The 24,630-nt window shown below is 55.6% G+C and carries 19 protein-coding genes and 1 pseudogene; 10 read left to right on the forward strand and 10 right to left on the reverse strand.

Annotation, left to right across the window (positions count from 1 at the left end):
- Positions 1 to 89: 89 nt before the first annotated feature.
- The 3 genes from gmd to AB8B02_RS06120 form a co-directional block, all read right to left on the reverse strand.
- Complete coding sequence (gene gmd, locus AB8B02_RS06110) at positions 90 to 1,181, reverse strand: GDP-mannose 4,6-dehydratase (protein ID WP_439063421.1); 1,092 nt, start codon at positions 1,179 to 1,181, stop codon at positions 90 to 92.
- 131 nt (positions 1,182 to 1,312) lie between these two features.
- On the reverse strand, positions 1,313 to 2,182 hold the full coding sequence (locus AB8B02_RS06115; protein WP_439063422.1) for a glycosyltransferase family 2 protein: 870 nt from the start codon (positions 2,180 to 2,182) through the stop codon (positions 1,313 to 1,315).
- Entirely contained in the window at positions 2,179 to 3,474 is a 1,296-nt protein-coding gene (locus AB8B02_RS06120) for a glycosyltransferase family 4 protein (protein ID WP_439063423.1), read from the reverse strand. Before AB8B02_RS06120 ends, AB8B02_RS06115 begins: the two co-directional genes overlap by 4 nt.
- Before the next feature lie 355 nt (positions 3,475 to 3,829).
- Here AB8B02_RS06120 and AB8B02_RS06125 point away from each other — a divergent pair, with 355 nt between their 5' ends.
- From AB8B02_RS06125 to AB8B02_RS06145, 5 genes are all read left to right on the forward strand, one after another.
- Complete coding sequence (locus AB8B02_RS06125; protein ID WP_439063424.1) at positions 3,830 to 6,850, forward strand: glycosyltransferase family 4 protein; 3,021 nt, start codon at positions 3,830 to 3,832, stop codon at positions 6,848 to 6,850.
- Between the two features lie 104 nt (positions 6,851 to 6,954).
- Complete coding sequence (locus tag AB8B02_RS06130) at positions 6,955 to 7,893, forward strand: FkbM family methyltransferase (protein WP_439063425.1); 939 nt, start codon at positions 6,955 to 6,957, stop codon at positions 7,891 to 7,893.
- Positions 7,880 to 8,722 carry an ABC transporter permease gene (locus AB8B02_RS06135; RefSeq protein ID WP_439063426.1) on the forward strand — a complete coding sequence of 281 codons (843 nt, stop codon included), beginning with the start codon at positions 7,880 to 7,882 and terminating at the stop codon, positions 8,720 to 8,722. The genes AB8B02_RS06130 and AB8B02_RS06135 overlap by 14 nt, the downstream gene beginning before the upstream one ends.
- The gene (locus AB8B02_RS06140; protein WP_439063427.1) at positions 8,719 to 10,020 is read left to right on the forward strand and encodes an ABC transporter ATP-binding protein; all 1,302 of its coding nucleotides are present in this window, start codon (positions 8,719 to 8,721) and stop codon (positions 10,018 to 10,020) included. The genes AB8B02_RS06135 and AB8B02_RS06140 overlap by 4 nt, the downstream gene beginning before the upstream one ends.
- 17 nt (positions 10,021 to 10,037) lie before the next feature.
- Positions 10,038 to 11,366 carry an ABC transporter ATP-binding protein gene (locus AB8B02_RS06145; RefSeq protein ID WP_439063428.1) on the forward strand — a complete coding sequence of 443 codons (1,329 nt, stop codon included), beginning with the start codon at positions 10,038 to 10,040 and terminating at the stop codon, positions 11,364 to 11,366.
- Here AB8B02_RS06145 and AB8B02_RS06150 read toward each other — a convergent pair.
- The 4 genes and pseudogenes from AB8B02_RS06150 to AB8B02_RS06165 form a co-directional block, all read right to left on the reverse strand.
- A complete protein-coding gene (locus AB8B02_RS06150) occupies positions 11,363 to 12,292 on the reverse strand; it encodes a glycosyltransferase family 2 protein (RefSeq protein ID WP_439063429.1) in 930 nt (309 codons plus the stop codon). The genes AB8B02_RS06145 and AB8B02_RS06150 overlap by 4 nt on opposite strands.
- Positions 12,293 to 12,343: 51 nt before the next feature.
- Positions 12,344 to 13,300, reverse strand: a complete 957-nt coding sequence (locus tag AB8B02_RS06155) for a UDP-glucuronic acid decarboxylase family protein (RefSeq protein WP_439063430.1) — start codon at positions 13,298 to 13,300, stop codon at positions 12,344 to 12,346.
- A 967-nt stretch (positions 13,301 to 14,267) separates the two neighbouring features.
- Positions 14,268 to 14,613: pseudogene (locus AB8B02_RS06160) on the reverse strand (IS3 family transposase); the annotation flags it as partial.
- A gap of 195 nt (positions 14,614 to 14,808) precedes the next feature.
- On the reverse strand, positions 14,809 to 15,000 hold the full coding sequence (locus AB8B02_RS06165; protein WP_439063431.1) for a hypothetical protein: 192 nt from the start codon (positions 14,998 to 15,000) through the stop codon (positions 14,809 to 14,811).
- A 223-nt stretch (positions 15,001 to 15,223) separates the two neighbouring features.
- Here AB8B02_RS06165 and AB8B02_RS06170 point away from each other — a divergent pair, with 223 nt between their 5' ends.
- From AB8B02_RS06170 to AB8B02_RS06190, 5 genes are all read left to right on the forward strand, one after another.
- Positions 15,224 to 16,546, forward strand: a complete 1,323-nt coding sequence (locus AB8B02_RS06170; protein ID WP_439063432.1) for a hypothetical protein — start codon at positions 15,224 to 15,226, stop codon at positions 16,544 to 16,546.
- A 14-nt stretch (positions 16,547 to 16,560) separates the two neighbouring features.
- Entirely contained in the window at positions 16,561 to 17,523 is a 963-nt protein-coding gene (locus AB8B02_RS06175) for a glycosyltransferase (RefSeq protein WP_439063433.1), read from the forward strand.
- Between the two features lie 25 nt (positions 17,524 to 17,548).
- Positions 17,549 to 18,241, forward strand: a complete 693-nt coding sequence (locus AB8B02_RS06180) for a class I SAM-dependent methyltransferase (RefSeq protein ID WP_439063434.1) — start codon at positions 17,549 to 17,551, stop codon at positions 18,239 to 18,241.
- The gene (locus AB8B02_RS06185; RefSeq protein WP_439063435.1) at positions 18,238 to 18,636 is read left to right on the forward strand and encodes a hypothetical protein; all 399 of its coding nucleotides are present in this window, start codon (positions 18,238 to 18,240) and stop codon (positions 18,634 to 18,636) included. The genes AB8B02_RS06180 and AB8B02_RS06185 overlap by 4 nt, the downstream gene beginning before the upstream one ends.
- A 508-nt stretch (positions 18,637 to 19,144) precedes the next feature.
- Positions 19,145 to 21,118, forward strand: a complete 1,974-nt coding sequence (locus AB8B02_RS06190; protein WP_439063436.1) for an acyltransferase family protein — start codon at positions 19,145 to 19,147, stop codon at positions 21,116 to 21,118.
- Positions 21,119 to 21,628: 510 nt separating this feature from the next.
- Here AB8B02_RS06190 and AB8B02_RS06195 read toward each other — a convergent pair.
- From AB8B02_RS06195 to fcl, 3 genes are all read right to left on the reverse strand, one after another.
- Entirely contained in the window at positions 21,629 to 22,690 is a 1,062-nt protein-coding gene (locus tag AB8B02_RS06195) for an acyltransferase family protein (RefSeq protein ID WP_439063437.1), read from the reverse strand.
- 171 nt (positions 22,691 to 22,861) lie between these two features.
- The gene (locus AB8B02_RS06200) at positions 22,862 to 23,680 is read right to left on the reverse strand and encodes a glycosyltransferase (RefSeq protein ID WP_439063438.1); all 819 of its coding nucleotides are present in this window, start codon (positions 23,678 to 23,680) and stop codon (positions 22,862 to 22,864) included.
- Positions 23,667 to 24,626, reverse strand: a complete 960-nt coding sequence (gene fcl, locus AB8B02_RS06205; RefSeq protein WP_439063439.1) for a GDP-L-fucose synthase — start codon at positions 24,624 to 24,626, stop codon at positions 23,667 to 23,669. Before fcl ends, AB8B02_RS06200 begins: the two co-directional genes overlap by 14 nt.
- Positions 24,627 to 24,630 lie beyond the last annotated feature (4 nt).

Below are 24,630 nucleotides of genomic sequence, written 5' to 3' on the forward strand. Positions count from 1 at the left end.
CTCGCCCTCGTCATTCCGCTTGAGGTAACGACTCTCGGTGGAGCAGCGGTGAGGTCAGGCATTCTCCCTTGTTGAGGTCCTAGATAGCCTCATTCATGCCGGTCGAAGAAGCGGAATCCGTGCTTTTTGACGAGTTCGTCACGTTCGGCAATCTTGAGATCCTCGCGCATCATCTCGCTTACGAGATCGCGGAACGATGTGCGTGGTTCCCAGCCGAGTTGCCGCTTTGCCTTCGACGGGTCGCCAAGCAGGGTTTCGACTTCGGCAGGCCGGAAATAGCGCGGATCGATAGCGACAATACATTTGCCGGTCTCAGCATCATAACCCTTCTCATCGATGCCCTGGCCGTCCCAGCGCATCTTGATGCCAACTTCTTCAGCCGCGTAGTTGACGAAATCACGCACTGAATACTGTTCGCCGGTTGCGATGACGTAATCCTCTGGCTTCTCCTGCTGCAGCATGAGCCATTGCATTTCCACATAGTCGCGGGCATGGCCCCAGTCGCGCTTCGCATCGAGGTTGCCCAAATGCACGCGCTCCTGCACACCGAGCTTGATGCGGGCCAATGCGCGCGTGATCTTGCGTGTAACGAAGGTTTCGCCGCGCAGGGGAGATTCGTGATTGAAGAGAATGCCGTTGCACGCGTAGATGCCGTAAGCTTCGCGATAATTGACGGTGATCCAGTACGCATAAAGTTTGGCCACGCCATAGGGTGAGCGCGGGTAGAACGGCGTGGTCTCTTTTTGTGGCGTTTCCTGCACCAGACCATAAAGCTCGGAGGTTGATGCTTGATAAAAGCGCGACTTCTTCTCAAGGCCGAGGATGCGGAGCGCTTCGAGAATACGCAGTGGTCCGAGCGCATCGGAATTGGCGGTGTATTCCGGCTCTTCGAACGACACCGCAACATGGCTCTGTGCCGCCAGATTGTAGATCTCGTCCGGCTGCACTTCTTCGACGATGCGGATGAGGCTTGACGAGTCGGTGAGATCGCCATGATGCAATGTAAAATCGAGCCCTTTCTCATGCGGATCATGATAAAGGTGATCGATGCGATCGGTATTGATGAGCGAGGTCCGGCGTTTGATACCGTGAACCGAGTAGCCCTTGGTTAGCAAGAGTTCAGCAAGATATGCACCGTCCTGACCGGTCACGCCGGTTATCAGTGCTACTTTCTTCGACATGCGTACGCTCTTGGTTTGTTCGAGATGCTCAGGGCTTGTTCGAAAGGCGGAGCCAACCGGGCGGCTCCGCGGGGCCTGGCAAGTCGCCGGACCCTATGATCGACGACTATTAGGATGGATTGCCGTCACAATCAACGGCATTTCCGGCCGCGAAGACGGTCTGCGAGATAGGCGGGAATGACTGAAAAACCGCCAGCACCGTTCCACCGTCTAGCGGCTTTGACGGTCGTTGCGAGCAGGCGGATGGCATAGCGCATCTTGTCATTTTCGCGGCTGATTTCGGCTTCTGTGACGGCGGTGGCATAGTTCCAGATCCAACGATCCGGCACTTTGCCAAACAGGCGTTTCAGGGTGTCATTAATCTCGCTGTGGACAGCAACCCGGGACCCCAAGGTCTTGTTCGTTGCGTATAATCGCGAACCGGCCAATTTTTGTTCGATATATGCGAAACGGGCGCCAGCCTTTCCGAGGCGCAGCCAGAATTCATAATCCATACAATAGCGAAGGTTCTCGTCCAGCATGCCATAGCGCGCCAGCACGCTACGTCTGAAGAACGCAGTAGGTTGGCAGATGAAGCAGGTGCTCTTCAATCTCTCGAAGTCCCATCTCTCCGTTGGGTAGTCTTCGAAGCTGCGATCGTTCTCATCAATATGGTCGGCCTGGCCATATACGATCTCAACATCCGGGTTGGCTGCGAAAAATTCGATCACTCGCGCAATCGCCGATGGGTAATAGACATCGTCGGAATTCAGCCAGCCAATGATGTCGCCGTCGGTTGCAGCGATCCCCTTGTTGACGGCATGGGTCTGCCCTTTGTCGGGTTCAGACCACCATCTGATCCTTCCGGTCCAGCGTTTCAGGATGTCTACTGTTTCATCGCGGCTCCCGCCATCGAAGACGACGTGTTCGATTTCAGCGCCCGACTGAAGTGCGACGCTCTGCAGCGTACGCTCAATAAATCGTCCCTGTTCGAATGAGGGGGTGACGATCGAAACCTTCATGGGTGCGCTCGCCCTGATGTGGCGCGGTGACTGTCGACAACGTCATTGAACGTAGCGAGATACTGTTTGGCCATTTGCTGGGAATTGACAAATCGGGCAGCCTGAATTCGCCCCCGTTCGATCAGTTGCTGCCGCAGTTCTTCGTCGTGTGCGAGGGAAACCATTGCGTCTGCGATCTGCTCGGGGACCCACGGGTCGAACAGGATCGTCGCATTCCCGGCAATCTCGGGAAGGGATGCGACGTTGCTGCATCCGACGGGAATGCCGAGTGCCATGGCTTCGGCCACGGGTAGGCCGAATCCTTCATAGAGCGACGGGAAAACGAGGCCGGCGCTGTTGGTGATCAAAGCGAGGAGTTCTTCATCCGACAGGTAACCGGGGAACAGGATGTCATGTGCCAGATTCATGTTGCGAGCGGCCCGAAGCAGCCACTCTTGCCGTTCGCCGGGGGCTCCGGTGCAGACCAGTCGAATATCCGATCCAAGACCTCGAGCGCGGGCCATACCGAAGGCGGTCAGCAGCATTTCGTGATTTTTGTGCTTCCAGAAATTCGCGGGGTAGATCAGGTAGCGCGCCCGATCGAGATTGAGTCTTCCGAGGATGGCAGGCGTCCGGTCTGTTGCGGTCAGGAGATGCTTTGAAATTTGGAGATGGACGGTCCGAACGCGCGAAGGGTCAAGGCCTGCTTTAGCTATCACTTCAACCCGCGAGAACTCCGAAATGGCAACCAGCATATGGGATTTGCGGCATGTTTCATCGATGCTGCGGCCACGGTGGGCGATTTCCGTGGCGGTGAAGAATTCGGGGTATGCCGCGTATTGCAGATCATAAATTGTGGCGATGAGCGGCACACCCGGATCGTGATATGTCGGCGCCGTGAACGGACAGAAAAGCAGATCGGCATTAAGTTGTCCGATCATCGGATTGGATTTGCGACGCTTGAGAGCGGTAAGCAGTTGTGATCCGATTCTTGCAACGGAGGTTGCAACGCGGACCGGCAGATGCGGCAGAATTCTGAACAGCAATCGGGCGGGCAGGGAAGCCGTCGGTCCTGAGCCACTTGGGTCGATAGCGAGAATCCGGCGTACGTTGGCGCGCTCCAGCGCCGCCAGTTCTTCATGCGTTGCGATCTGCGTGAGCAGAATAAATTCAGTTTCGGGCGACAGAGTCGCCAGTTCGCGAACCAGTTCCAGGATGAAGCCCTTGGCGCCGCCGTTAGCTCCACCGGGCAGCATCGGCGTAAGGTCGACGACGACTTTACGCAGAGCGGACTTATTGAAATCCGGAGACATTGTTCCTAACTGACGTGATGCGAGACTTCAGACGTTCCGCAGGGTAAAGCGAGGTTGACCCCGACGATCGCCAGTCATTGCCGCTCCGTGAAATGAGGCGATCTGGACGAGAATCCTGCGCTTGGATTGCGTGGAACTCAACAGTAAAAGCCTGCGTCCGCAAGCATATTTTTCCCTGACAGATCCTGCGGCCGATTGACTTGACATAGCCCGATGACATCTGCGATGGCATGTCTGGACGTCCCGTATGCCATCAAGCGACGTCCCTAGATTGCTCGCTCAAGGTGGGTCTTTCGTTCAGTACCTGAGCTTCTGTGACCCTTGTGGCGCAATATATCCCTTAGGAAAATTACCTATGCAAGGCCATGAGCGTGAACTCGATCAGTCGGAACTGAATCGTGTCATTGCGCCCGAGATCAAGGGCGATGCTCTGTATTCGTTGATCAAGCATCTGGCTGCAACCGAAAAGCTGGATGCTGTTCTCGAAATTGGTTCGTCGGCCGGCGGTGGTAGCACAGAAGCGTTTGTGGCTGGTCTGTCTGAAAATCCCGGACATCCGAAACTGTTCTGCATTGAGGTTTCCAAGCCGCGCTTTGAGCAATTGCAGAAGACCTATGCGAGCTATCCATTCGTATTCTGCTACAATCGCTCGTCGGTCAGCCTCGACGAATTTCCCAGCCCGGAGACGGTTACGAAATTCTACAAGGACACGCCGTCGGGACTGGTTAAGTTTCCCCTTGAGCAAGTGCTCGATTGGCTGCGGCAGGATATGCAGTATGTGCGCGAGGCCGGCGTTCAGGCCGGTGCGATCGAGGCCATCGCCGCCGAGCACGGCATCAAGACCTTCGATATGGTCCTGATCGACGGATCGGAATTCACCGGCGAAGTCGAATACGACAAGATCAGGGGCGCGCGGATCATCCTGCTTGACGACACCAACACTTTCAAATCTTGGAACGTTCGCCAGCAATTGCTGGCCGATCCGATGTACGATCTGATTGCGGACGATCAGGCGCTTCGCAACGGCTATTCGGCGTTTCGCCGTCGGGCGATTCGGCGGTTGGCCGGCGGGCCGGCGCTTCCAATCCACTTTTTCACGATCGTGCTGAATGGCGAGCCGTTCATTCGGTACCACGAGCACGTTTTCGCGCGCCTCGATGTGCCGTGGCATTGGCATGTCGTCGAAGGTGTTGCGGCTCTCAAGCACGATACCGCCTGGAGCAGTGCGACGGGTGGGCATATCGATAGTTCGGTTCACGATCAGGGTCGGAGCAATGATGGCACGAGCGCCTATCTCGATGATCTGAAGGCCCGTTTCCCGGATCGCGTTACCATTTACCGCAAACCTCTCGGCGAGTTCTGGGATGGCAAGCGGGAGATGGTCAATGCGCCACTACCGAATATCAACGAAGACTGTCTGCTCTGGCAGGTCGACAATGACGAGCTTTGGCCGCTCGAGCAGATCAAGACCGTTCATCGGATGTTCGAGGAGCAGCCCGATCGATCGGCTGCCTATTACTGGTGCTGGTATTTCGTCGGCCCCGACAAGATCATTAGCACTCGCTACAACTACGCGCAGAATCCGAACCAGGAATGGCTGCGGACCTGGCGCTATCGGCCTGGCGCCAAATGGGCCGCGCATGAGCCGCCGATTCTCGTGACCGCTGCGGATGGCAATTCGGTGGAGGCGACGGACATCGCCAAAATCAAGCCGTTCACGCAGGACGAGATGGAGCAGGCCGGCGTGATGTTTCAGCATTTCGCCTACGCCACCGAAGATCAGTTGCTCTTCAAGGAGCACTATTACGGCTATCGCGATGCACGAACGCAATGGCGCGCGCTCCAACAGCAGGCCGGGTCCGGTCATCTGAAGGACTTCTTCGGCTGGGTCTCCGACGAGACCATGTTCGATGATGTGAAGTATTACCCGCTGGTTCCTGTCGCGAAGGTCGATGCTGGCAACGGCGCTTGGACATTCGAATTCGGCGATGCCGGCGTGCAAAGCGTTGCGCCGCGGCAACAACCGCGCATCGTCGTGGATGGTATCTTCTGGCAGTATCTTTCGTCCGGCATAGGTCGGGTGTGGGAGAATCTGCTTCGCGAATGGACCAAGTCCGGCTTTGGCGAAAATGTCATCGTGCTGGACCGCGCCGGAACGGCACCGCGGATCGACGGTGTCCATTACTGGACGATTGCCAAACATGACTATGCGCGTACTGCGGAAGACAGCCTGTATCTCGATCGGGTATGTCAGCAGCTTGGCGCTGATCTTTTTGTCTCGACCTACTACTCGACGCCGACCGCAACGGCATCGTTCTTTTCGGGCTACGACATGATCCCGGAAGTGCTCGGCTTCCCGCTAACGGATGAGAGCTGGAAGGAGAAGCAGCTCGCGATCCGTCATGCAGCCGGTCATTCAATGATCTCGCAAAATTCCGCTGATGATCTCGAACGGCTTTATCCGGAGCTGCCGCGGGGCAGCACTCATGTAACCTATGTCGGTGTGGCTCCGGGATTTCATCGGGCGGATGAAAGTGAAGTTGCCGCGTTTCTGACCGCACATGGCCTGCAAGGGAAGAGCTATGTGCTGATGGTCGGAGAGCGCACCGGTCACGGCGGTTACAAAAATGGAGAATTGGTGTTTCGGGCGTTGGCGACAATGCCAAAGGAACATCCGCTGATTCTGGTCTGCGTTGGCGGGCATGCCGATATCGAACCTCAGCTCAGGGAGATTGCACCCAAGCTCGATGTGCGGCGTTTGAAGTTGAACGATGTGGAGTTGCGCGCGGCTTACACCGGTGCGCATGCGCTGCTGTATCCTTCAAAATATGAAGGATTTGGCATGCCGCCGCTGGAAACTATGGCATGCGGCGCGCCTGCGATCGTGTGCCGCAATTCGTCGCTTCCGGAAGTCGTCGCGGATGCGGCGATCTTCGTCGATGAGAACGATCCGGCTGATATGCAGAGGGCGATCGTCAGCCTGTTCGTTGCGGATACGCGGAGAGACTTCATCGATCGCGGTCTCCGCCAGGCTTCGGAATTCAAGTTCGAGAGGACTGCACGTCAATTGGCGGATGCTTTGACCAAGACGCATCGGCTTCTTCTGGACGGCGAACTGCCGATGCCGGGGCGCGGATGGGCGGAATTCCGCAAGCTTCAGCGTCGCGTTCAACTCCACGGAGCTGCACGCGGAGCAAACGATAGGTCTCTGACTGCTGCCGAACTGGACGAACTCCGATCTTCCCGAGCGACCGATGGGGGCGAGCTCGTGCAGGCATTGCAAACTATTTCCGCGATGCGCCGAAGTCCGTTCTGGAAAGCCCGCGAGGTAACAGTTAGAATGCTTCGAAAATTGCGATGGCGGCAACGGGCATAGCCGTCTGCCGGCCCGTCCTCCATTAATGATCACAGTCTTGCCAGATCATCACTCAAGCACGGCTATGTGCGTTGATTTGAGTAGATGTGCGGATTGAGTGGCCGATGAATCCTTTTCGTTTTTTTTCAAGCTTGAGGTCGAGCCTCGAGAGAGTTGAACGGCATCTCGACCAGCATCTGCTGGACTCGAAGGCCCAGTACGAAGCCACAAGGTCCCAGATCGCTGTGCTGTCCGTTTCATTGGAGGCGATTGGGGCGCGCGGCGTTGCTGCGCCGAGCTCCGAAGATCCGGGTGTTACTTATCGGAACGGTCTTCACGCTGTTGGCGTGCTGAACTACCAAAACGACATCGTGAGCGGCGAACGGCGCTTTCTGACGAACTACATCAGTCAGTTTCCGAATGCCGTCATTCTGGATGTCGGCGCGAATGCCGGGCAGTACGCCGAGCTGGTACGCGAGCTTGGGCCGAAAACGGTCATTCATTCGTTCGAGCCGCATCCGAAATCTTTTGCCAAACTCTCCGACCTCCGCGACAGGCTTGACGTTAATGTCCATGCCATGGCGCTGGGCGACATACAGTCGGAAATCGAATTCTTCGACTATGCGGACGACGCGGGCTCGCAGCACGCATCGGTGTATCGGGATGTCATCGAAGTGGTTCATGCCCGCCCGGCTGCGTCTGTCAAGGTCCGCTGCGAAACGCTCGACGTCATCGCACCCCAGCTTGGGATCAAACATATAGGGCTTCTGAAAATCGACACGGAGGGGCACGATTATTCCGTGCTCAAGGGCGCGTGCGGTCTGCTGGATGCAGGTTTGATCGATGTCATTCAGTTCGAGTTCAACGAAATGAATGTCATCTCGCGGGTCTTCATGAAGGATTTCTTCGCGCTCTTGCCCGGTTACCGAATCTACCGGCTGCTTTCGAACGGCGTGATCGAGTTCCAGACATACGATCCCACCTTTATGGAAGTATTCGCGTATCAGAACATTATCTGCATACGGCGAGATATCGATCCTTTCTGGGTACATGCCAGTGAGTAGCGAAATCCATATCAATTCTGCCGACCGCAAGCAGGTATCGTTGCTTCGCACGATCCTTGAGCATCGGCAGTATATCCTGAGCAATGCCTTTCAGGAGTTTCTCTACAAATATGCCGGAACCGGCATCGGCCTGATGTGGAACGTGATCCATCCGATCATGATGGTGATCGTGTTCAGTTTCGTTTTCACCACGATCATGCCGGCGCGATACAATGCGGGCGGCGTTCATGACATCTCGTTCGTGTTGTTCCTCTGCTCTGGTCTGCTACCTTGGCTCAGCTTTGTCGACGGATTGCAGCGCGGGACGATGACGTTCATCGACAGCGCCGGCTATCTGCGGAAGCTTGCGATTCCGGAAGAAGTATTTCTGGCGAAGACGGTTGTTGGCTCGTGCATTCTGCTCGCCATCAATATCGCCGTGCTGGTGCTGGCCGCGTTCGTGCTCGGCTTCTGGCCGCGCTGGACGTGGCTCCTGATACCGGTCGTCGGGGCTATGATGATGCTCATGGCCTTTGGATTGGGGGCGTTGTTCGCAACAGTTAACGTCTTCACGCGCGACGTATCTCAGATCGTCATGATCGTGACGCAACTTTGGATGTGGTTGACGCCGATCGTCTACAGTTCAGCGACGATGCCCGAGTGGTTGCGATCGCTCCAGCTCGCCAATCCGATTTATCCGTTTATCGAGCTTTTCAGGGATGTGTTTCTGTTTGGCAGCTTGGGCGCGCCGGTGCTTTGGCTCGCAGCACTATTCTGGACCTGCGTCACGCTGCTCGCCGGCTCGATGATGCTGCAACGATTTCGTTCCGAGTTGCGTGATCTGCTATGAGCGCGATCGTTGAGGCTCGTGGTCTCGGAAAGCGCTACAGGATCTATTCCAATCCGTGGGATCGGTTTGTAGGTGTCTTCGTGCCGTCGAGGGCTGGAGCTGCGCGGGAATTGTGGGCGCTCCGCGATATCGACGTTTCGGTCGCGACCGGCAAGTGTCTTGGCGTGATCGGTGCCAACGGTGCCGGCAAATCCACGCTGCTGAAACTGCTGACAGGTGTGGTCCAGCCAACCGTCGGGTCCCTGCAGATGCATGGCAAGGTCCTCGCGCTGCTCGAGTTGGGCACCGGCTTCAATGGCGAACTGACAGGACAGCAGAATCTCGTCGCAGTGGGAGCGATGCTCGGCTATTCGCAGGAGACGGTGCTTTGCAGGCTGGATGCCATCAGAGCGTTTGCCGATATCGGCGACTACTTCGATCGTCCAGTGAAAATCTACTCGTCCGGCATGGTCGTCAGGCTTGCTTTCTCGTTTTATGTCAGCCTCAAGCCCGAGATACTGATCGTCGACGAAGCATTGAGTGTTGGTGATTTTTTCTTCCAGCAGAAATGTGCGGCTGCGATGCGTGAGCTCAAGGAGCAGGGCACGACGCTCCTGTTCGTTAGCCATGACATGGCTGCGATCCAGGAAATGTGCGACGAAGTCATCTGGCTCGACCATGGCCGCGCCCTTCTGACGGGCGACGCCAATACGGTTGTCGGCAGCTATTACGTGCGCACGTTGGGGCAGAGCGTCGATGAGGCCGATGCGACGCCTGCGGCCGCGCCGGAGGTCGGAGCAGTATCGGCGGCCCACATGACCGAAAGGGTGGCGGAGATCCAGCGCGACGATGTGCTTGCCGACGTTCCGTCGGTTGGAAGTCAGGGGGCCAGCCTGCTGGGTTTGCGTGTGCGGAGCGCGAACGGGACGCCGACACTTAGTTTTCCATCGGGGGAAACGATGACGATGGAGTGCGCCATACAATTTCATCGCGACGTGCCGTGCGGTAATTTCGGCGTGCTCATGACGGATGATGAAGATCGGACAGTATGGTCGGCTGCGAATTCGAATCAGGGCATATGGCTTGAGCCGAAACGGCAGGGAGACGTTGCCATCTTCACGCTGGAGGTCGTTCTTGCGTTGCCTCCGGGACGCTATCATTTCAACATCGGAACTGCCGAAGTCGATCGCTATGACCCGCTTTTTGCGGTCTGGAATGATACACGGATCAAGGCGTTCTCTATCGATGTGGTTGAATCGGATGCGACACTCGACCGTTCGGGCGTCGCTTATCTCGACATGTCGGTCAGCGTCCTATGAATTTGCCTGGGCCAAATGTGCACGACGATCTGCCTGCTCTGGAAGTCTCAGGCATCGGCAAGCGCTTCGAACTCTTCGATTCGCCCGCACAGCGGTTGCGCAAGCGGATTTTCGCGGCCGGTTCGGCGACTAACACCAAGTGGGCTTTGCGGGGCCTTGATTTCAAGGTCGCTCGTGGTTCTGCCTATGGCATTATCGGCCGAAACGGTTCCGGCAAGAGTACGCTGCTGAAGATCATCTGCGGTGTCATGCGGCCGACGGAAGGGCAGGTCATTACCCGCGGGCGGGTTCTTGGTCTGTTGGAGTTGGGTGCGGGACTCAATATGGATTTGACGGGCCGCCAGAACGTGTTTGCGAGTACGAGCCTTCTGGGTTTTCCGCCGACCTACGCACAGGAGCGTATGGCGGAGATCGAGGCATTCGCCGATATCGGTGAGTTCTTCGACAATCCCGTCAAATTGTACTCGTCGGGAATGCTGATGCGTCTCGCATTCTCGCTTTATCTGTTTATGGAGCCGGACATTCTCATCGTCGACGAGGCGTTGAGTGTTGGTGATCAACAGTTCCAGAAGAAGTGCGCGGCGGCGATGAACGATATCCGCGCGCGCGGGACGACGTTGTTATTCGTCTCGCATAGTCTCGGAACGGTCAAGGCGATCTGCGACAGGGCCTTGCTGCTCGACGGGGGTGTCATCACCTGCGAGGGCGAGGTCGACGAGGTTCTGAATACGTATCTGTATCCGGCGCGTAGAAGTCTGCGTCAGAACCCGGAACATAGCCGGTCGTCCAGCGATGACATTGCTGCGGGACATAAACAGACCGCGGCGCAGCTATTGGAAGAGCTTGTCCCGGACTTGCCCGTGGTTGAGCCGGACAGCTGGCAAATCGTTGCGCAAAGGATCCTCAACGAATTCGGCGCGCCGGCGTCGCTGTTTCAGATGGGGAACGTTCTGCAATACCAGATTGTTGCCATGGGGCCGCAGAACTCCCATTTGGCAGAAATCAAGATCGAGCTTTTCGATCGGTTCGATCGTGTCATTACTGGTCGCCGTGTGGATCTTGCCGCAGCGACCGGAATTTCCTGGGGCGCCGGCACCGCGATTGTCGTTGCCGTGCGCATGCCGATGGACGTGATCGCTGGCGATTACGTGTTCAGGCTGCGCCTGGGCTCTGGAGGCGACGATGCGGAGGCAGGCAGTGCCATGTCGGGCGCTGTCAGCGTTTACAATGCGCTGCCATTTCCGCCATTTTATGGAATCGTGGGACTGCCGGCCAAGTTCCAGATCGAGGGCAGGGCTGCGCCGGATATTGGATCTCACCAAACGGCAGGTGGTCGTACAGGCTAATGACGTCTGGAGCTGCCAGCGTTGGCGCGCCTGTGTCGCAGCAGCTTGATCGCGAAATCGGGAACGAATGGGCGTACAACCGCGCGCCAGTTCGGATTGTGGATCGCCCGCAGCGACAATGGACTGAGCACGCGGGAGATCCACGGCTGAAGGGCTGCTCTGCACAAGGTATTGCGAAGCTGAGCAGCTTCAATCCGTTCGCGCAGCAGTGCATTCTGCAAAGCCGCGATCCGGACCTTGTCCCATTGCGGGCTTCGGTAGAGTGAACTCTTGTCTTGTATGACGAAGACTTCCGGCTGTCCCTTGTGAAGCTGCGAGGAGGCGCCGCCCTCCTGAAAGGAACCGATCGTCGCGTTCAGTTGCCTGACGTCGATTGCATCGTTTGCGAGAATTTTGAGAAACCAGTCGTACTCTGCATGGTAGCGATATTGCAGGTCGAAGCGGCCGGTTTTCTCGAACACTGACGGGCGCGCCAGAGTGGATTGATGCGGCAAGCAACCAAGGATCATGAATTCCGGCGCTGCTTCCGGCGGCGGTGGCCGAAATACATAGGCATTTCCTGCGAGGGGCCGCACTTCCAGGGAGCCGTAATAAACGTCCGCACCAGCGTTCGTCTCGATCTCGGCAACCACCTGGGCAATTGTCGAGGCCGTTGGAAACTTATCGTCGGCATTGAGGAAGAGGACGTAGTCGCCGGAAATGAGCGACAGGCCCTTGTTCATGGCATGATAGAGCCCTGTATCGGGTTCGGAGATGACCTTGGAAACATGAGGGAACCGGCCGACGATTTCCAGCGTACTGTCACTGGATTGACCGTCGACGATCACATGCTCGACATGTGGATAGGTCTGCTCCGCGACGCTTGCAAGAGTTGCATGTATCGTGGCGCTTGCGTTGAAGCAGACCGTGACAATGCTAATCTTCATAAGGTTGTTTTGCTGCCGTGATCGGGTGCAAACCTATATTGTGTTCCGGTGTCAGTTATTTAACAGTTCGTCGAAGTACTTGATCGTCTTCAGCAGGCCCTCGTCAAGCTGAATTGTTGGTTCCCATTTCAGAACCTGTCTTGCCTGGGTGATGTCGGGGCGCCGCTGCTTCGGATCGTCCTGTGGAAGTGGCATCCGGATCAGTTCCGATTTGGAGCCGACCAATCGGATCACTGCTTCCGCGAGCTGCTTGATCGTGAACTCATTGGGATTGCCGATATTGATCGGCCCGGTGACCTCGGCGGACGACGCCATCAGACGCAAGGCACCCTCGATGAGGTCGTCGACATAGCAGAACGACCGGCTCTGCTCGCCGTCGCCGTATATGGTGATCGGTTCGTTCTTCAGCGCCTGAACGATGAAGTTCGATACAACCCGCCCGTCGTTCGGGTGCATACGCGGTCCGTAAGTATTGAAGATCCGCATGACCTTGATGGCCAAGTCGTGCTGCCGATAGTAGTCGAAGAACAACGTTTCTGCGCACCGCTTGCCCTCGTCGTAGCAGGCGCGAGGGCCGATCGGATTGACATGACCCCAGTAATGTTCTGGCTGAGGATGCATCGTCGGATCGCCATACACCTCGCTGGTCGATGCCTGAAGGATGGGGCACTTCAGGCGCTTGGCCAATCCGAGCATGTTGATCGCGCCGTGCACACTCACTTTCGTGGTTGCTACGGGGTCGGACTGATAATGCACCGGCGAAGCCGGGCAGGCGAAGTTGAATATGCCATCAACCTCGACGAACAGCGGGAACGTGACGTCGTGGCGCATCGCTTCGAACAGCGGATTGCCCAGAAGGTGAGCGATGTTGTTGCGTCGACCCGTGAAATAGTTGTCGACGCAAAGAACCTCAGCTCCTTCTTCAAGAAGGCGCTCGCAAAGATGGGACCCTAGAAAACCGGCACCGCCAGTTACAAGGATGCGTCGTCCGCTAAATCTTCCTGCCAAAACCCGTTCCTCTTACGACATCGTCGATCTTCGTGATCGATATATCGATCCAACAGAGATTCGAGCATAGTTGCCTACAAGTTGTGTCGGACAATAGCAAAGATAGGGCGCCGAAGGCACCTCCAGGCCATCCATTAGGCAACGCATAGGGTGCTTACAGCCCGACTGTGGCGGCCCAGCAACAGTACTGAAGTCGGGTGGCGGAACTTTTACGAGAACCGACTATTCCCATGCCCCTGACTTGATCCACTTGTGGCGGCCAGCCGATCGAAATACCCAGTTACGGCAGCATCTTGAGTTGGGAGCCGACACGCCGCCTCTGTCGGATATCCAGAATATTTTCCCTTCACCGACGCGCTGGTCCGCCAAGCCGATATAGGCACCCAGCGAATGGGAGGTTTCACGTTTCATCTAGAGCACCGCAATTCGGATACGGCGTGCTTGAATCTATCGTGCAATTTTGCGGCGATTCATTTGTATCGCCTCTCGCGAGAAGCAGCAGCCGGATGCTTGCTAGCCAAGCTATCTCGGACTGCTTCCGTAGTTCGTCTGTCACGACGTGTATAGTTTCGCGCCTCGTATAGCTTCGTGCTTTAATCAGCGCGAGGCGCATAATGTTTGTTCGACATGGCGTCGGGTCGAAGAAGACGAATAACCCCCATCTTGCTCCACATATAACCCGCGGCGCAAAGCGCCAAACTGTAGAACATGACTAACAGGGCAGCGCCTCCCAAAAATTCCCCGGCGAGGGAGAAGGCGTCACGAGTATTGGTCTTGAACGAAATACAATAGGGCATGCGACCATCCTGCCACTGCTTATATGGCTTTATTGTATAGTTAATTCTTCACGAAAGGCAATGTGAGCGGATGGGTTGGCGCGATATGATATTACCGGAATGTTGTTTATTGATCGGTTTCCGTCCCGATAGGTAAGACGTTATGGAGGGAAGCAGGAAAGCCGATTGTGTCTCTCCAGCGCCATATCGACGATCTGCCCCCGGAGGGCGCCCGGAATGCGATTCCAGACCCGATCCGGGCGCGAGCGATGATCAGCCAGCACTTCGAAGTCGCCCTCGCGGTAACGGTTGGACTAGCGATAGGACGTGGCCCGCGGGATGCCGAGCTCGCCCAGCGTGCGCTTGGCCGGCAGATGTGATTGCTCGACCAGCGCAATGATCTTAGCCTTTTTCGGAGCCGGGATACCTCATGCCTCGTTCTCCTCATTCCCCTTCATGTTTTTTTGAGCAGACGGTTCTCCAGGATGAGATCGGCCACGACTCCTCAAGAGTAGTAGCTTCGTGACGAAGGTCTTCACCTCGCCGGCAAAGTACTGTCGGCGCGTCTGTCGCCGGATGTCCTTCAGTACTTGTTGTGCAGCTACTTTCCCGGTCCGGATTTCTGTTTCATCTTCGCTCCCGGCGGCTACGATGGAACACAAATCCTTCCTTTCGGAAAGTCCCCCTAATTCGTCTCAAGGGCGCTGACGCGAACAATGTTGTTTCACGCCTCTAGCGCAGATGGAGCGCTTCAAAGGCAAAATGCAGGAATTCGTCGATCCAAATTGGACGTCCAATGGGCGCGTTCAATACGATCGAATAGGGCAGAATACTCAGATTGGTCATCGTCATCAGACTTTCGAACGTCGCCAATCTGCATAGTGCGGACTCAATGCCGGATCTGGAAACGGGCAGTTCGGTCATGCTCGATAGTTCGGGCTTTTCTGCAAAAATGCTATGCACCGCAGTATTTCAGTAGGCAGTGATATACTGCTAAGATTATCTTCTTAATGCGAAGTTACTGACGGGGCCATTTCGTGCTAGATTGACGGTAAGGTTGCCGATGGCAAGATCATTGATGGCGAGGAAGACGCGAAGGTGATGAATGCCCTTTAGTGTCAGTCGGGCTCAATGCCGATATTGCAGCGTGTTTCTAATAGAATTCGCCGCCGCAGCGCTTTTGGCTGCATTTAATACGCCTTTTGATCGACCGATCTGGATTGACGAGTTTTTACATTTTTGTTTCGGAGCGATGGTTTCGACTTCTGAAGCGTGGGACACAATCCGGTCGAGCACAAAGGGGATAAACCACGGTCAGACCGGTATTTACATGCTGGTAAACTATTGGACGCTTTCACGGTTCGGCGCTAGCTCTCTTATTCTCCGGTTGCCTTCAGTTCTCAGTGGCGCTGTTCTCTTCACTTCCATTTTGTTCATCTTTCGAACGTTGGGGTATTCCATCGCTTGGCGGACGATCGCCGTCCTTGCGACCCTTGGTCAAGCAACGGTCATTTTCTACGTCGGCGAAGCTCGGCCTTATATGCCTTTGGCTGCCGCAACAGTCGCTATCCTCGCGTATTACTTAGTTCCACCAAGGACGCGGACATTCTGGGTCGGCTTATGCGGTGTTTCTGCAGCCATCTTTGGCGTCGCCATACATCCATACTTTGCGATCTATTGGCCGGCACTCTGCTTGGTTGGCTATGTGCATCACAGGCTAAAAGGGCAGATAAATGTCACTATCAGAAGTGCCGTTGCCTATGCGAATGCACCGTTGTGTGCAGTTGGTCTCATTTTTTTCGCCGTGTTATCGTCCGAAACTTGGCTAGTAGGTGGACCGAAGTTTTCCTTCGATCCTTTCCAATGGATTAGCCAGCCCAGCCTGTGGCATCACTTCTCGACGGAGTCTCATTTCCAATTCCTAGGGGGGCATTTGAGGTCGACTGCGGCCGTCTCTGTTCTGATGGTGGGTGCGTTGATCGTTACCCCGCGAGCCCGTCGTGGTGAATTGCTAGGGCTCCTGACGCCGCTCCTGTTACTTGCGCTCGCTTTGATCATTTCTGTGGGGCTAGCCTACGCCTCCTACGCGCGAAATTACTGGATTCTCCCGAGGCAGTGGGTCGCATCAGCAGTTCTCATTTCGATTTCGGTAGTTTGGTTCTGGGCAGAAGTTGCAAAGGTTGCGTCGCGTCTCTCGGTGCTTCTTGTGCCGGCTGTCTGGATTTTTGCGGCAGTTGCTGTGCTCGGCCAGGCCGCAGCTGTTGAGCGAATGCGGTTGGCCGACTTCGTCGATTCTATCTACTCCACCAGGGCTCGGGTGGATGCCTCGAAATGCGACCCTAGCGTGACGGCTCCGGACACGGTAGACATCGATGAAGGCAATAAATTGTGGGTGCAGTTAGCAAATAACAACATCTCGTGCGGCGACGGTGTCTGGCCAGTCTTCAGAAAATACTACGGCCTGAAATAAGTCGAGGAAGAGCTTTGCAAAGGATCGGGATAATTGTTCCTGTTTTCAATGACTGGGATTCGCTGTCTCAGCTGAGGGCGAAACTAGAAGAGCAAGCGTTAAAATTACACTGTTCTGTAGATTTGATCGTCGTCGATGATGGATCTACATTATTGCTAGATTCAACTCGCGTTCTTGATGGCGCGCCTTCCCTCGACGAAGTCATATTGATCTCCCTGACGTGCAACGTCGGACACCAACGCGCCATTGCGATCGGTTTAGCCTATGCCAGCAATCAGGATCGCTATGATTGCGTAATTGTGATGGATAGCGATGGCGAGGATCGTCCTGAAGACATCAGCGAACTCATAGCCATTCATAGTATCCATCCAGGCGCCGTGATAGCTGCCAAGCGGTCGCAGCGGTCAGAGGGGCGGGGGTTCCGAATATTCTACGTACTCTACAAGCTTTGCTTTCTCGTCCTTACCGGTAAGAAGATCGACTTCGGCAACTTTTGTTTAATCCCGCTGCCGCATATATCGCGCCTCACTCATATGGCAGAACTCTGGAACCATCTCGCCGGGACCATTGTAAGATCCCGCGTGCCGCTGATCCGCCTCGATACACGCCGCGGCACCCGATATGCGGGAGAATCGACTATGAATTTTGTGTCCCTCATCATGCATGGTCTTAGCGCCGTGGCAGTTTTCAGCGACGTCTTATTCGTTCGCTTGCTTATGATAGCAATGGGGATCGTTGCGTTCTCGGCCATCGTGGCAATAGTTGTCCTTTTAGTACGGGTAAATACTACGCTGGCGATCCCCGGTTGGGCGACGACTACGATCGGCTTCGCGGCTACCCTACTCATCCAAGGACTTGCCCTGTCCGCGACAGCTGCCTTTATGACGCTCAACAACCGCTCAAATGTTCCCTTCATACCAGCGCTTCACGCTCTTCAGTTCGTGCGCGACGTCAAAAGGTCCAAAGGCGATGTCTGATCCATATGCGTATGAAGGATCCGAATTGACCTTGTTTGCAAAGGCCACCAACTGGAAGGCGTATTGGGGGCAGGCGATTGAGAAGTACATTGGCACACGGGTTTTGGAGGTGGGTGCAGGTATAGGTGCTACAGCGCAGCGGCTCTGCACGGCGAAGCAGCAGCAATGGGTTGCCTTGGAGCCGGACCCCAAGCTAGCTGAGCAAATAAATTTGCAAATAATGGGCGGAAAGCTGCCGTCGAAATGTGAGGTGCGCGTCGGCACGCTGGCGGATATCGAGGCTCAAGAAAAATTCAACACGATCCTCTACATCGACGTTCTCGAGCATATTAATGATGACCGCTCCGAAGTCCACCGCGCGGCAGCACATCTCGAACGTGGCGGCTATCTAGTAGTCTTGTCGCCGGCCCATCAAATGCTTTTTACTGCCTTCGACTCCGCGATCGGGCATTTCAGGCGCTACAACAAGCGATCATTGCTCTCTCTAGTACCCGCCGGCCTTACATTGGAGAAGGTGTTTTATCTCGACAGTGTCGGTCTCGCGGCGAGCCTTGGGAATCGTTTTGTTCTTAAATCGGCAGCGCCGTCGGAAGGTCAGATACAGCTATGGGACAAGTGTATGGTTCCCATATCCCGGATCGTCGATCCACTCATCGGCAATAGTATTGGTAAGACTGTGATTGGCGTATGGCGCCGCGATAGTTGCGAAGAAACATGAATCCATCTCGGTATTTCGCGCTGGTTAACTGCTTCGTTTTAAGCGCCTGTGCAGCCCCTATTCCAACGCCAGTGGCAGAGTTGGAGCCTATTGCACCGCCCGACGCCGTTGCGATGGCGAAAGCATTCACGGTGGCTGCGAAGGACGCGAAACTCTCCGACCCCTTGGAAGTTTCCGCGGCGCGTCCGGCGGGCCCTTTGGCCCCTGGCGCACCGGGCGCCTTTGTCGCGTGCTTACGGGGTGTTCAGGCGGGCAGTGGCCAAAAAGAATATGCCCTATTCTTCAAGCGAAAAGATCCAGTGGTTCAGAGGCTTGCTCTCAATCCGGATGGCTGTATCGATGATGCGTACGTTCCGTTTCATCGTATGCCGGACGAGGTCAAGAAGCCGTTTTAAACGAGCCTAATGCTAATTGCTGACTGGCGGATCATCTTCCGGCATCTGGAATTTCCACATAAACATGCGGCCACACTCGTGCATCTCAACGATGACGTGACTGGTCAGCTTGTCTCGGACGGCAATGTATTCCGTCGACCCGCCGTGCACCGGTGCGCAAAAGCTCTAGGGCGTTTCAAATGAGATGGTCAGATTGAGTGGCCGGCGGCAAGAGGAGGCTGTGCTATTCCGTTTTGATGATCGAGGTTTTCGAAATATTATTGCTGCTGAGTTTAGTTGGAATGCTCGTCGGAGCGGTTGTTAGATGGATCAGCGGGATACGGCACCGCCGCTACATTTCACGACATGACCAGGGTCCGAAGCCCGATGTAGACTAAGTCGTCTCACCAGGGCAGCGATGGTCGTGATTGATTCTCCGGTACGAAATTTTCAACGCTGGGTTGACCGGGAGGATCGCCTGGTTACGGTAATTACGCGTCGGGATGTTTCCCCGCGCGGAGACCCGACCTTGACCGACAATTCCACGACTGCTTTGCGCCCCATGAACTATCGCCCCGACATTGACGGACTGCGCGCGATCGCAGTTGTGTCTGTGGTCGCGTTCCATTCTTTCGCGGACTTCATGCCGGGCGGCTTTATCGGGGTCGATATATTCTTCGTAATCTCGGGCTATCTGATCACGTCGATTATCTTGCAGCATCTCGACCGCGGAAATTTCAGCTTCTCCGATTTTTATTACAGAAGGATTCGCCGCATTTTTCCGGCGCTCTGTTTCGTGCTGCTCTCCTGCCTCGCATTCGGGAAACTTGTTCTGTTCCCTGATGAACTTCGCCAGCTAAGCACGCATGCATGGGCGGGCGCCGGGTTCGTCTCAAATTTTATCCTTTGGCAGGAAAGCGGGTACTTCGACGCTTCTTCGGACACCAAGCCGTTGCTGCACCTGTGGAGCCTCGGCATTGAAGAACAGTTTTATATCTTCTGGCCGTTGATCCTGTGGGCCTGCATCCGTTTTCGCTGGCGAGCCTTGTCCGTATGCGCGGGCATCGCCGCCGCGTCATTTCTGATCAACATCGCTAATGTAAACTCGGCACCGGTTTCGACATTCTACTCGCCGGTAAGTCGGTGTTGGGAGCTTCTTCTCGGTGCACTGCTGGCAATGCCACACGTTGAGCAGTCGTTCGGCAAGCTGAAGCTAGGGCACCGATCGATCATGTCGGTTGTTGGCCACCTGTTCATTGCGATCGCTCTTACATTCGTTGTCCCCCAATACGCGTTTCCCGGATGGTGGGCGCTGCTCCCAACAGTCGGTGCTGGACTTATTATAGCCTCTGGGCCGACGACGATCCTAAACAAGTACTTTCTTGCCAATACGGCGCTGGTCCGCATTGGCCTAATAAGTTACCCACTCTACTTGTGGCATTGGCCGTTGCTATCGTTCGCTACGATTCTGGAAGGCGCGCGACCGAACGATACGATACGCGGTCTCATGGTGGGGTTATCTTTACTGCTGGCATTGGCCACTTATCGTCTCATCGATCTTCCGATCAGAACGCAGTTCCAAGGTGCACGAATAGCTAAGGGGCTCGCCGCTGCTGTCATATGTGTCGCGTCCTTGGCGGTGCTACAGTCGAAAGCTTTGGTGAACCCGGTCGACCGGGGAGGTCTCGCGCTGTCTCAGCTCTCCAGCACGTCCAATCCTTGGCGCTATGCAAGCAACGAACTTTGCAAAAGCCGGTATCCTTTCGCTGGCGCCGCTAAGTATGAGTGGTGGTTCTGCATGTTGAAACAAGACAGGCCGCCGACGGTAATACTTTTGGGAGACAGTCGAACGAATGATTATTATCCCGGTTTCGCGTCTAACCCCAGCTTCTCCCAAGACAATATTCTATCGATTGGAACTTGTGGAGGCGCATGGGTCGATGACGTTAAGGGCGCCGAAACATCGACGAATTTACCATGCGGCGCAAATAGACCTTTCGAACAGATGGAATTCATCAACGCAATAGTTGATCACAACCCCACCATCCGACTAGCCGTGATAGGAAGTGTGCCCCGCAATCCAACCCCGACGTTCGCTCACCAGCTACTTCGCCGCATCAATTACCTCGAAAGTAAAGGCATACAGGCCGTGGTGTTTTCTCCTACGGTCTCTTTAAATTACAACATTCGTAGTTGTTATGAGCGTTTTGCCGTACAAACGGATGAACTTTGTGTAACTGGAATCGAGCAGTTAGCTTCGCTGAGGACGCATTTCCAAAAGCTTGAACAATCCATCAAGTCATCTAGCCCAAGAACGGTATTCTACGACACCAATTTCTTTTGCGACGAGACACACTGCCGATTTCAGTTGAACGGCATGCCTATCTTTAGGGATGGATTTGAGCACATCTCTGAGTACGCCTCCGATGAACTGATCAAGCGGTTTTCGGGTTGGGCAAAAATCAACGCTCCGCATTTGATAAAACAAAGCGGTGACTTCTAGCGGTCCCTTGTGCATGGGCGCGCCCGGGTCGGCCGCGACTGCTGTCGGGCTCGCACTGCGGAATGACGGTCGGGATGTCCAGGCCGACAGCGACTTCGGCACGGTCACGCAGACTGCCTTGAAGGCTTTCGAGGCGTGCCGGGAGCTGAAGCGGACGCATTGTGGACGTCCGGACGGCTGAGGCCTTGGACAAGATCGCGCCGCCGCCTCGGTGCTGAAGGTTGCGCTTGACTGATCGGTTGGGTGGCTGTCGTCGTGAAGAGCAAGTTCAACATCGATCTCGAGGCCAGGCATCGCGAGGGCTGACGGCGCCGGCAGCGTCAGGCCTCCGGTCTGGTCGAAGCTCGACGGCATCAAGGTCGAGGTGCAGACAGCCGTGCTTGCACCTGATGACCTAGCTAGACTTCAGGTCACATGCTTCGCGACATGTCTCGTTCGAACAAGGCGGTCCTCGGCGGACGCGTACGCCACCGCGGCGGGATGCAGATCAGCGAGAGGTAGCTGCGGGATCTATGTTGCTTGAACTTTTGTCAGTTCGGAGCGCGATGTTAGTTGGCGGCCAAGTGCTATTCCGGGCATCTCGACATATCTCATCGAAAGATATGCAAGAGGGATGGTCGCCATAACCGTAACCACGGAGGCCAGCAGGCCCGCCTCGATGGGATGATTCGCCACCCAGGTGAAGCTCTTGACGTATGCGCAGAGGTTCACGAAAACCACGAAGTTGTAGAGATAGAAGCTATAGCTTATTCGCCCAAGGAATTGTGACCAAGACGCCGATAGCCAAGAGCCAAAACGCCCGGCGCGGTCATAAAAGAGCATCGTAACGAGCAAACCGATCGCAATCTGCTGAAGTGTGGACTTAAAGAATATGACGGTCAGCATGATCGGAATGATCGACCAAGCCGGTAGGAATTTTGCGACAGAACTTCCGGCACCAGTCGGGATGATCATTCCAACAACAAAGTAAAACCAGAAGTATTTAAAGGTGAGTGCGATCGGCATTCCGGCAAACTTGAGGAAGAGCCAGATGCCAGTAACGACCACGCCGAGGCCGATCAAGCCGGCAACACGGTAGCCAAAGTAAGCCAGAAGGACGAAAGCCACGCCCACCATCTCAACGTTCAACGTCCACGTCACCCCATTGATCGGGAAGTCAAAGAGGAAAGCGTTGATTAGTAGATTGGTAAGAATGATGGGGTGGCCCATGAACGCTGAGACTGCCGTCATAAATAGCAAGCAGGCGATCAACGCTGGGTATATTCGAAACGTCCGCCGAACGATGAACCTGCTAGCGGTGACGACCGGCGGGGAGCGATCTCGCATCAAATTCTGGAAAAGGACGGCTCCGCTGAGCACGAAAAATATAAAAACGGCAGTTTCGCCGCTGAAGACCTTGAGAACGATTTTAGCAAGCCAGTCGTAGGGGCCGTTTAGCTCCGAGAACTTGCCATATACGACGCGCTGGATAAGAGATTCGTCCATTCCCAAGATTGTATGGAAAATGGCGACGTTCAGCGCCGCAATGCCCCGCAGCCCGTCGAGTTGAATATTTCGATAGGCTGCACACATGGACGACCTTTATGGCCGCTTCATTCTCTATGAAACGCGGCTGTCCGTCCCCTCCGATCGGGTGGGACTTGTTCTCTGAAATGTTCAACGCTTGAGGTCGATTGCCCTCATGTAACTGTAGACGCTTTTGCGATAGTGTTTCCAAATGCGTCACGCAAGGCAAAAGTGCCATCAACTGGCCGGCGGCTGCTTTGGGCTTGAAACGTCCGCAGGCTCGGAACGGCGTGCCTTGTTCAGTACGGCCTTCAGCCAGACCGCATAAGGTTGCGCCAGCCACCATTTGAGCGGCACTTGACCGTGATGCTTTCTCACCACGGCCATGGCTTCTTGATAGTGGCGTCGCCGAAACGCATTCGTTTTGGTGTCCTCATGGTCCCGATTGAGGGCCACGTACTCGTCGACGAAACCGAGTGCGGCAAAGCGCTTGTAGAGTCTCCACCAGAGATCGTAGTCCATGGCCATGTGCAAGCTCGCATCGACCCCGTCGATGGCCTCCCAGGCCGAGCGTCGGATCAGCGCTCCCGGCTGCGAAACGATGCAGCGCGTTGCCAGGCGCCGTTCAGTGAAAGGTTGCACCCATACTGCGGTTCGAGCGGCTGTTTTCTGATGGTGGTTCCAGACGCGGCCATAGACCGCGGGGGCAGTTGGTTGCCGCTCGAATGCTGCGAGAAGGTGTTTCAGCCCACCCGGCAGCAGGCAGTCGTCGCTATTCAGCCAACTGACATATGGAGCATGGCCCTTGGCAATCGATTCATTGATGGCTGCGGCTTGTCCACCGTCGGGATAGCTTCGCCAACCCGCGAGCAGATGTTCGAATTTCTTGATGATCTCGATGGAGCCATCGTTCGATCCGGCATCAGCGACGAACACCTCCACCGGGACCCCCTGATCGAAGATCGACGTCAGGGCCTCTTCAAGGAAACGCGCTTGATTGAACGATGGCACAGCAATCGTAACCAGCGGCGTGGGATTGAGTTCAGCGCCCGCCATTGGCAAGGAAGTCCTTATAGGCCAGCGCCAATCCCGTACGAAGTGGTACCTTTGGATTCCATCCGAGGCTTTGAGCGCGCTTCACGTCCATGAGTTTTCTCGGTGTGCCGTCTGGCTTCGAGGTGTCGAATGCAATCCTGCCTTTAAAGCCGACCACCTCTCCGATTAGGTCGGCCAGCTCTCCGATGGTCAGGTCTTCTCCTGTCCCGACATTGATATGGGAGAGCATCGTCTTCGTGTTTTCGGCATAGGTCGCGGATGACAACTCCATCATATGGATGCAAGCCTCGGCCATGTCATCGACATAGAGGAATTCGCGCCTCGGTGTGCCAGTGCCCCAGATCACGACCTCGTCGCCGCCGGATTGCTGTACTTCGTGGAAGCGCCGGATCAGCCCCGGGATCACGTGGCTGTTTTCCGGATGATAGTTGTCGCCAGGTCCGTACAGATTGGTTGGCATGACGCTACGATAATCAGTCTGGTATTGTCGGTTATAGGACTCGCAGATTTTGATGCCGGTGATCTTTGCAATGGCATACGGCTCATTGGTTGCCTCCAGGACGCCAGTGAGGAGGGCGTCTTCTGCCATCGGCTGGGACGCCATGCGCGGATAGATACAGCTTGAGCCGAGGAATAGCAGCTTCTGTACGCCGGCCTGCCAAGCCTCGTGTATCACGTTGGTCTCGACCATGAGGTTCTGATAGATGAATTCGGCGGGGTAAGTGTTGTTGGCGAGAATGCCGCCGACTTTTGCAGCGGCGAGATACACTTGATCGATCCGCTCTTCGGCGAAAAACGCGCGGACTTCCGCCTGCTGGACGAGATCAAGCTGGCTGCGATCGCGCGTGACGATATTGGTATGGCCGCGCTCACGTAATTTTCTGACAATCGCCGACCCCACCATTCCGTTGTGGCCGGCGACGAAAATCTTCTCATCTGGACGCATTGCG

The sequence above is a fragment of the Tardiphaga sp. 862_B3_N4_1 genome (genome assembly GCF_051811085.1).
Lineage (GTDB): Bacteria > Pseudomonadota > Alphaproteobacteria > Rhizobiales > Xanthobacteraceae > Tardiphaga > Tardiphaga robiniae.

Coding starts and splice junctions, on each gene's coding strand:
- AB8B02_RS06115 (WP_439063422.1), bottom strand. CDS start 2,182: ATGAAGGTTTCGATCGTCACCCCCTCATTCGAACAGGGACGATTTATT.
- AB8B02_RS06120 (WP_439063423.1), bottom strand. CDS start 3,474: ATGTCTCCGGATTTCAATAAGTCCGCTCTGCGTAAAGTCGTCGTCGAC.
- AB8B02_RS06165 (WP_439063431.1), bottom strand. CDS start 15,000: ATGACCGAACTGCCCGTTTCCAGATCCGGCATTGAGTCCGCACTATGC.
- gmd (WP_439063421.1), bottom strand. CDS start 1,181: ATGTCGAAGAAAGTAGCACTGATAACCGGCGTGACCGGTCAGGACGGT.
- AB8B02_RS06130 (WP_439063425.1), top strand. CDS start 6,955: ATGAATCCTTTTCGTTTTTTTTCAAGCTTGAGGTCGAGCCTCGAGAGA.
- AB8B02_RS06185 (WP_439063435.1), top strand. CDS start 18,238: ATGAATCCATCTCGGTATTTCGCGCTGGTTAACTGCTTCGTTTTAAGC.
- AB8B02_RS06125 (WP_439063424.1), top strand. CDS start 3,830: ATGCAAGGCCATGAGCGTGAACTCGATCAGTCGGAACTGAATCGTGTC.
- AB8B02_RS06135 (WP_439063426.1), top strand. CDS start 7,880: ATGCCAGTGAGTAGCGAAATCCATATCAATTCTGCCGACCGCAAGCAG.
- fcl (WP_439063439.1), bottom strand. CDS start 24,626: ATGCGTCCAGATGAGAAGATTTTCGTCGCCGGCCACAACGGAATGGTG.
- AB8B02_RS06150 (WP_439063429.1), bottom strand. CDS start 12,292: ATGAAGATTAGCATTGTCACGGTCTGCTTCAACGCAAGCGCCACGATA.
- AB8B02_RS06195 (WP_439063437.1), bottom strand. CDS start 22,690: ATGTGTGCAGCCTATCGAAATATTCAACTCGACGGGCTGCGGGGCATT.
- AB8B02_RS06200 (WP_439063438.1), bottom strand. CDS start 23,680: ATGGCGGGCGCTGAACTCAATCCCACGCCGCTGGTTACGATTGCTGTG.
- AB8B02_RS06140 (WP_439063427.1), top strand. CDS start 8,719: ATGAGCGCGATCGTTGAGGCTCGTGGTCTCGGAAAGCGCTACAGGATC.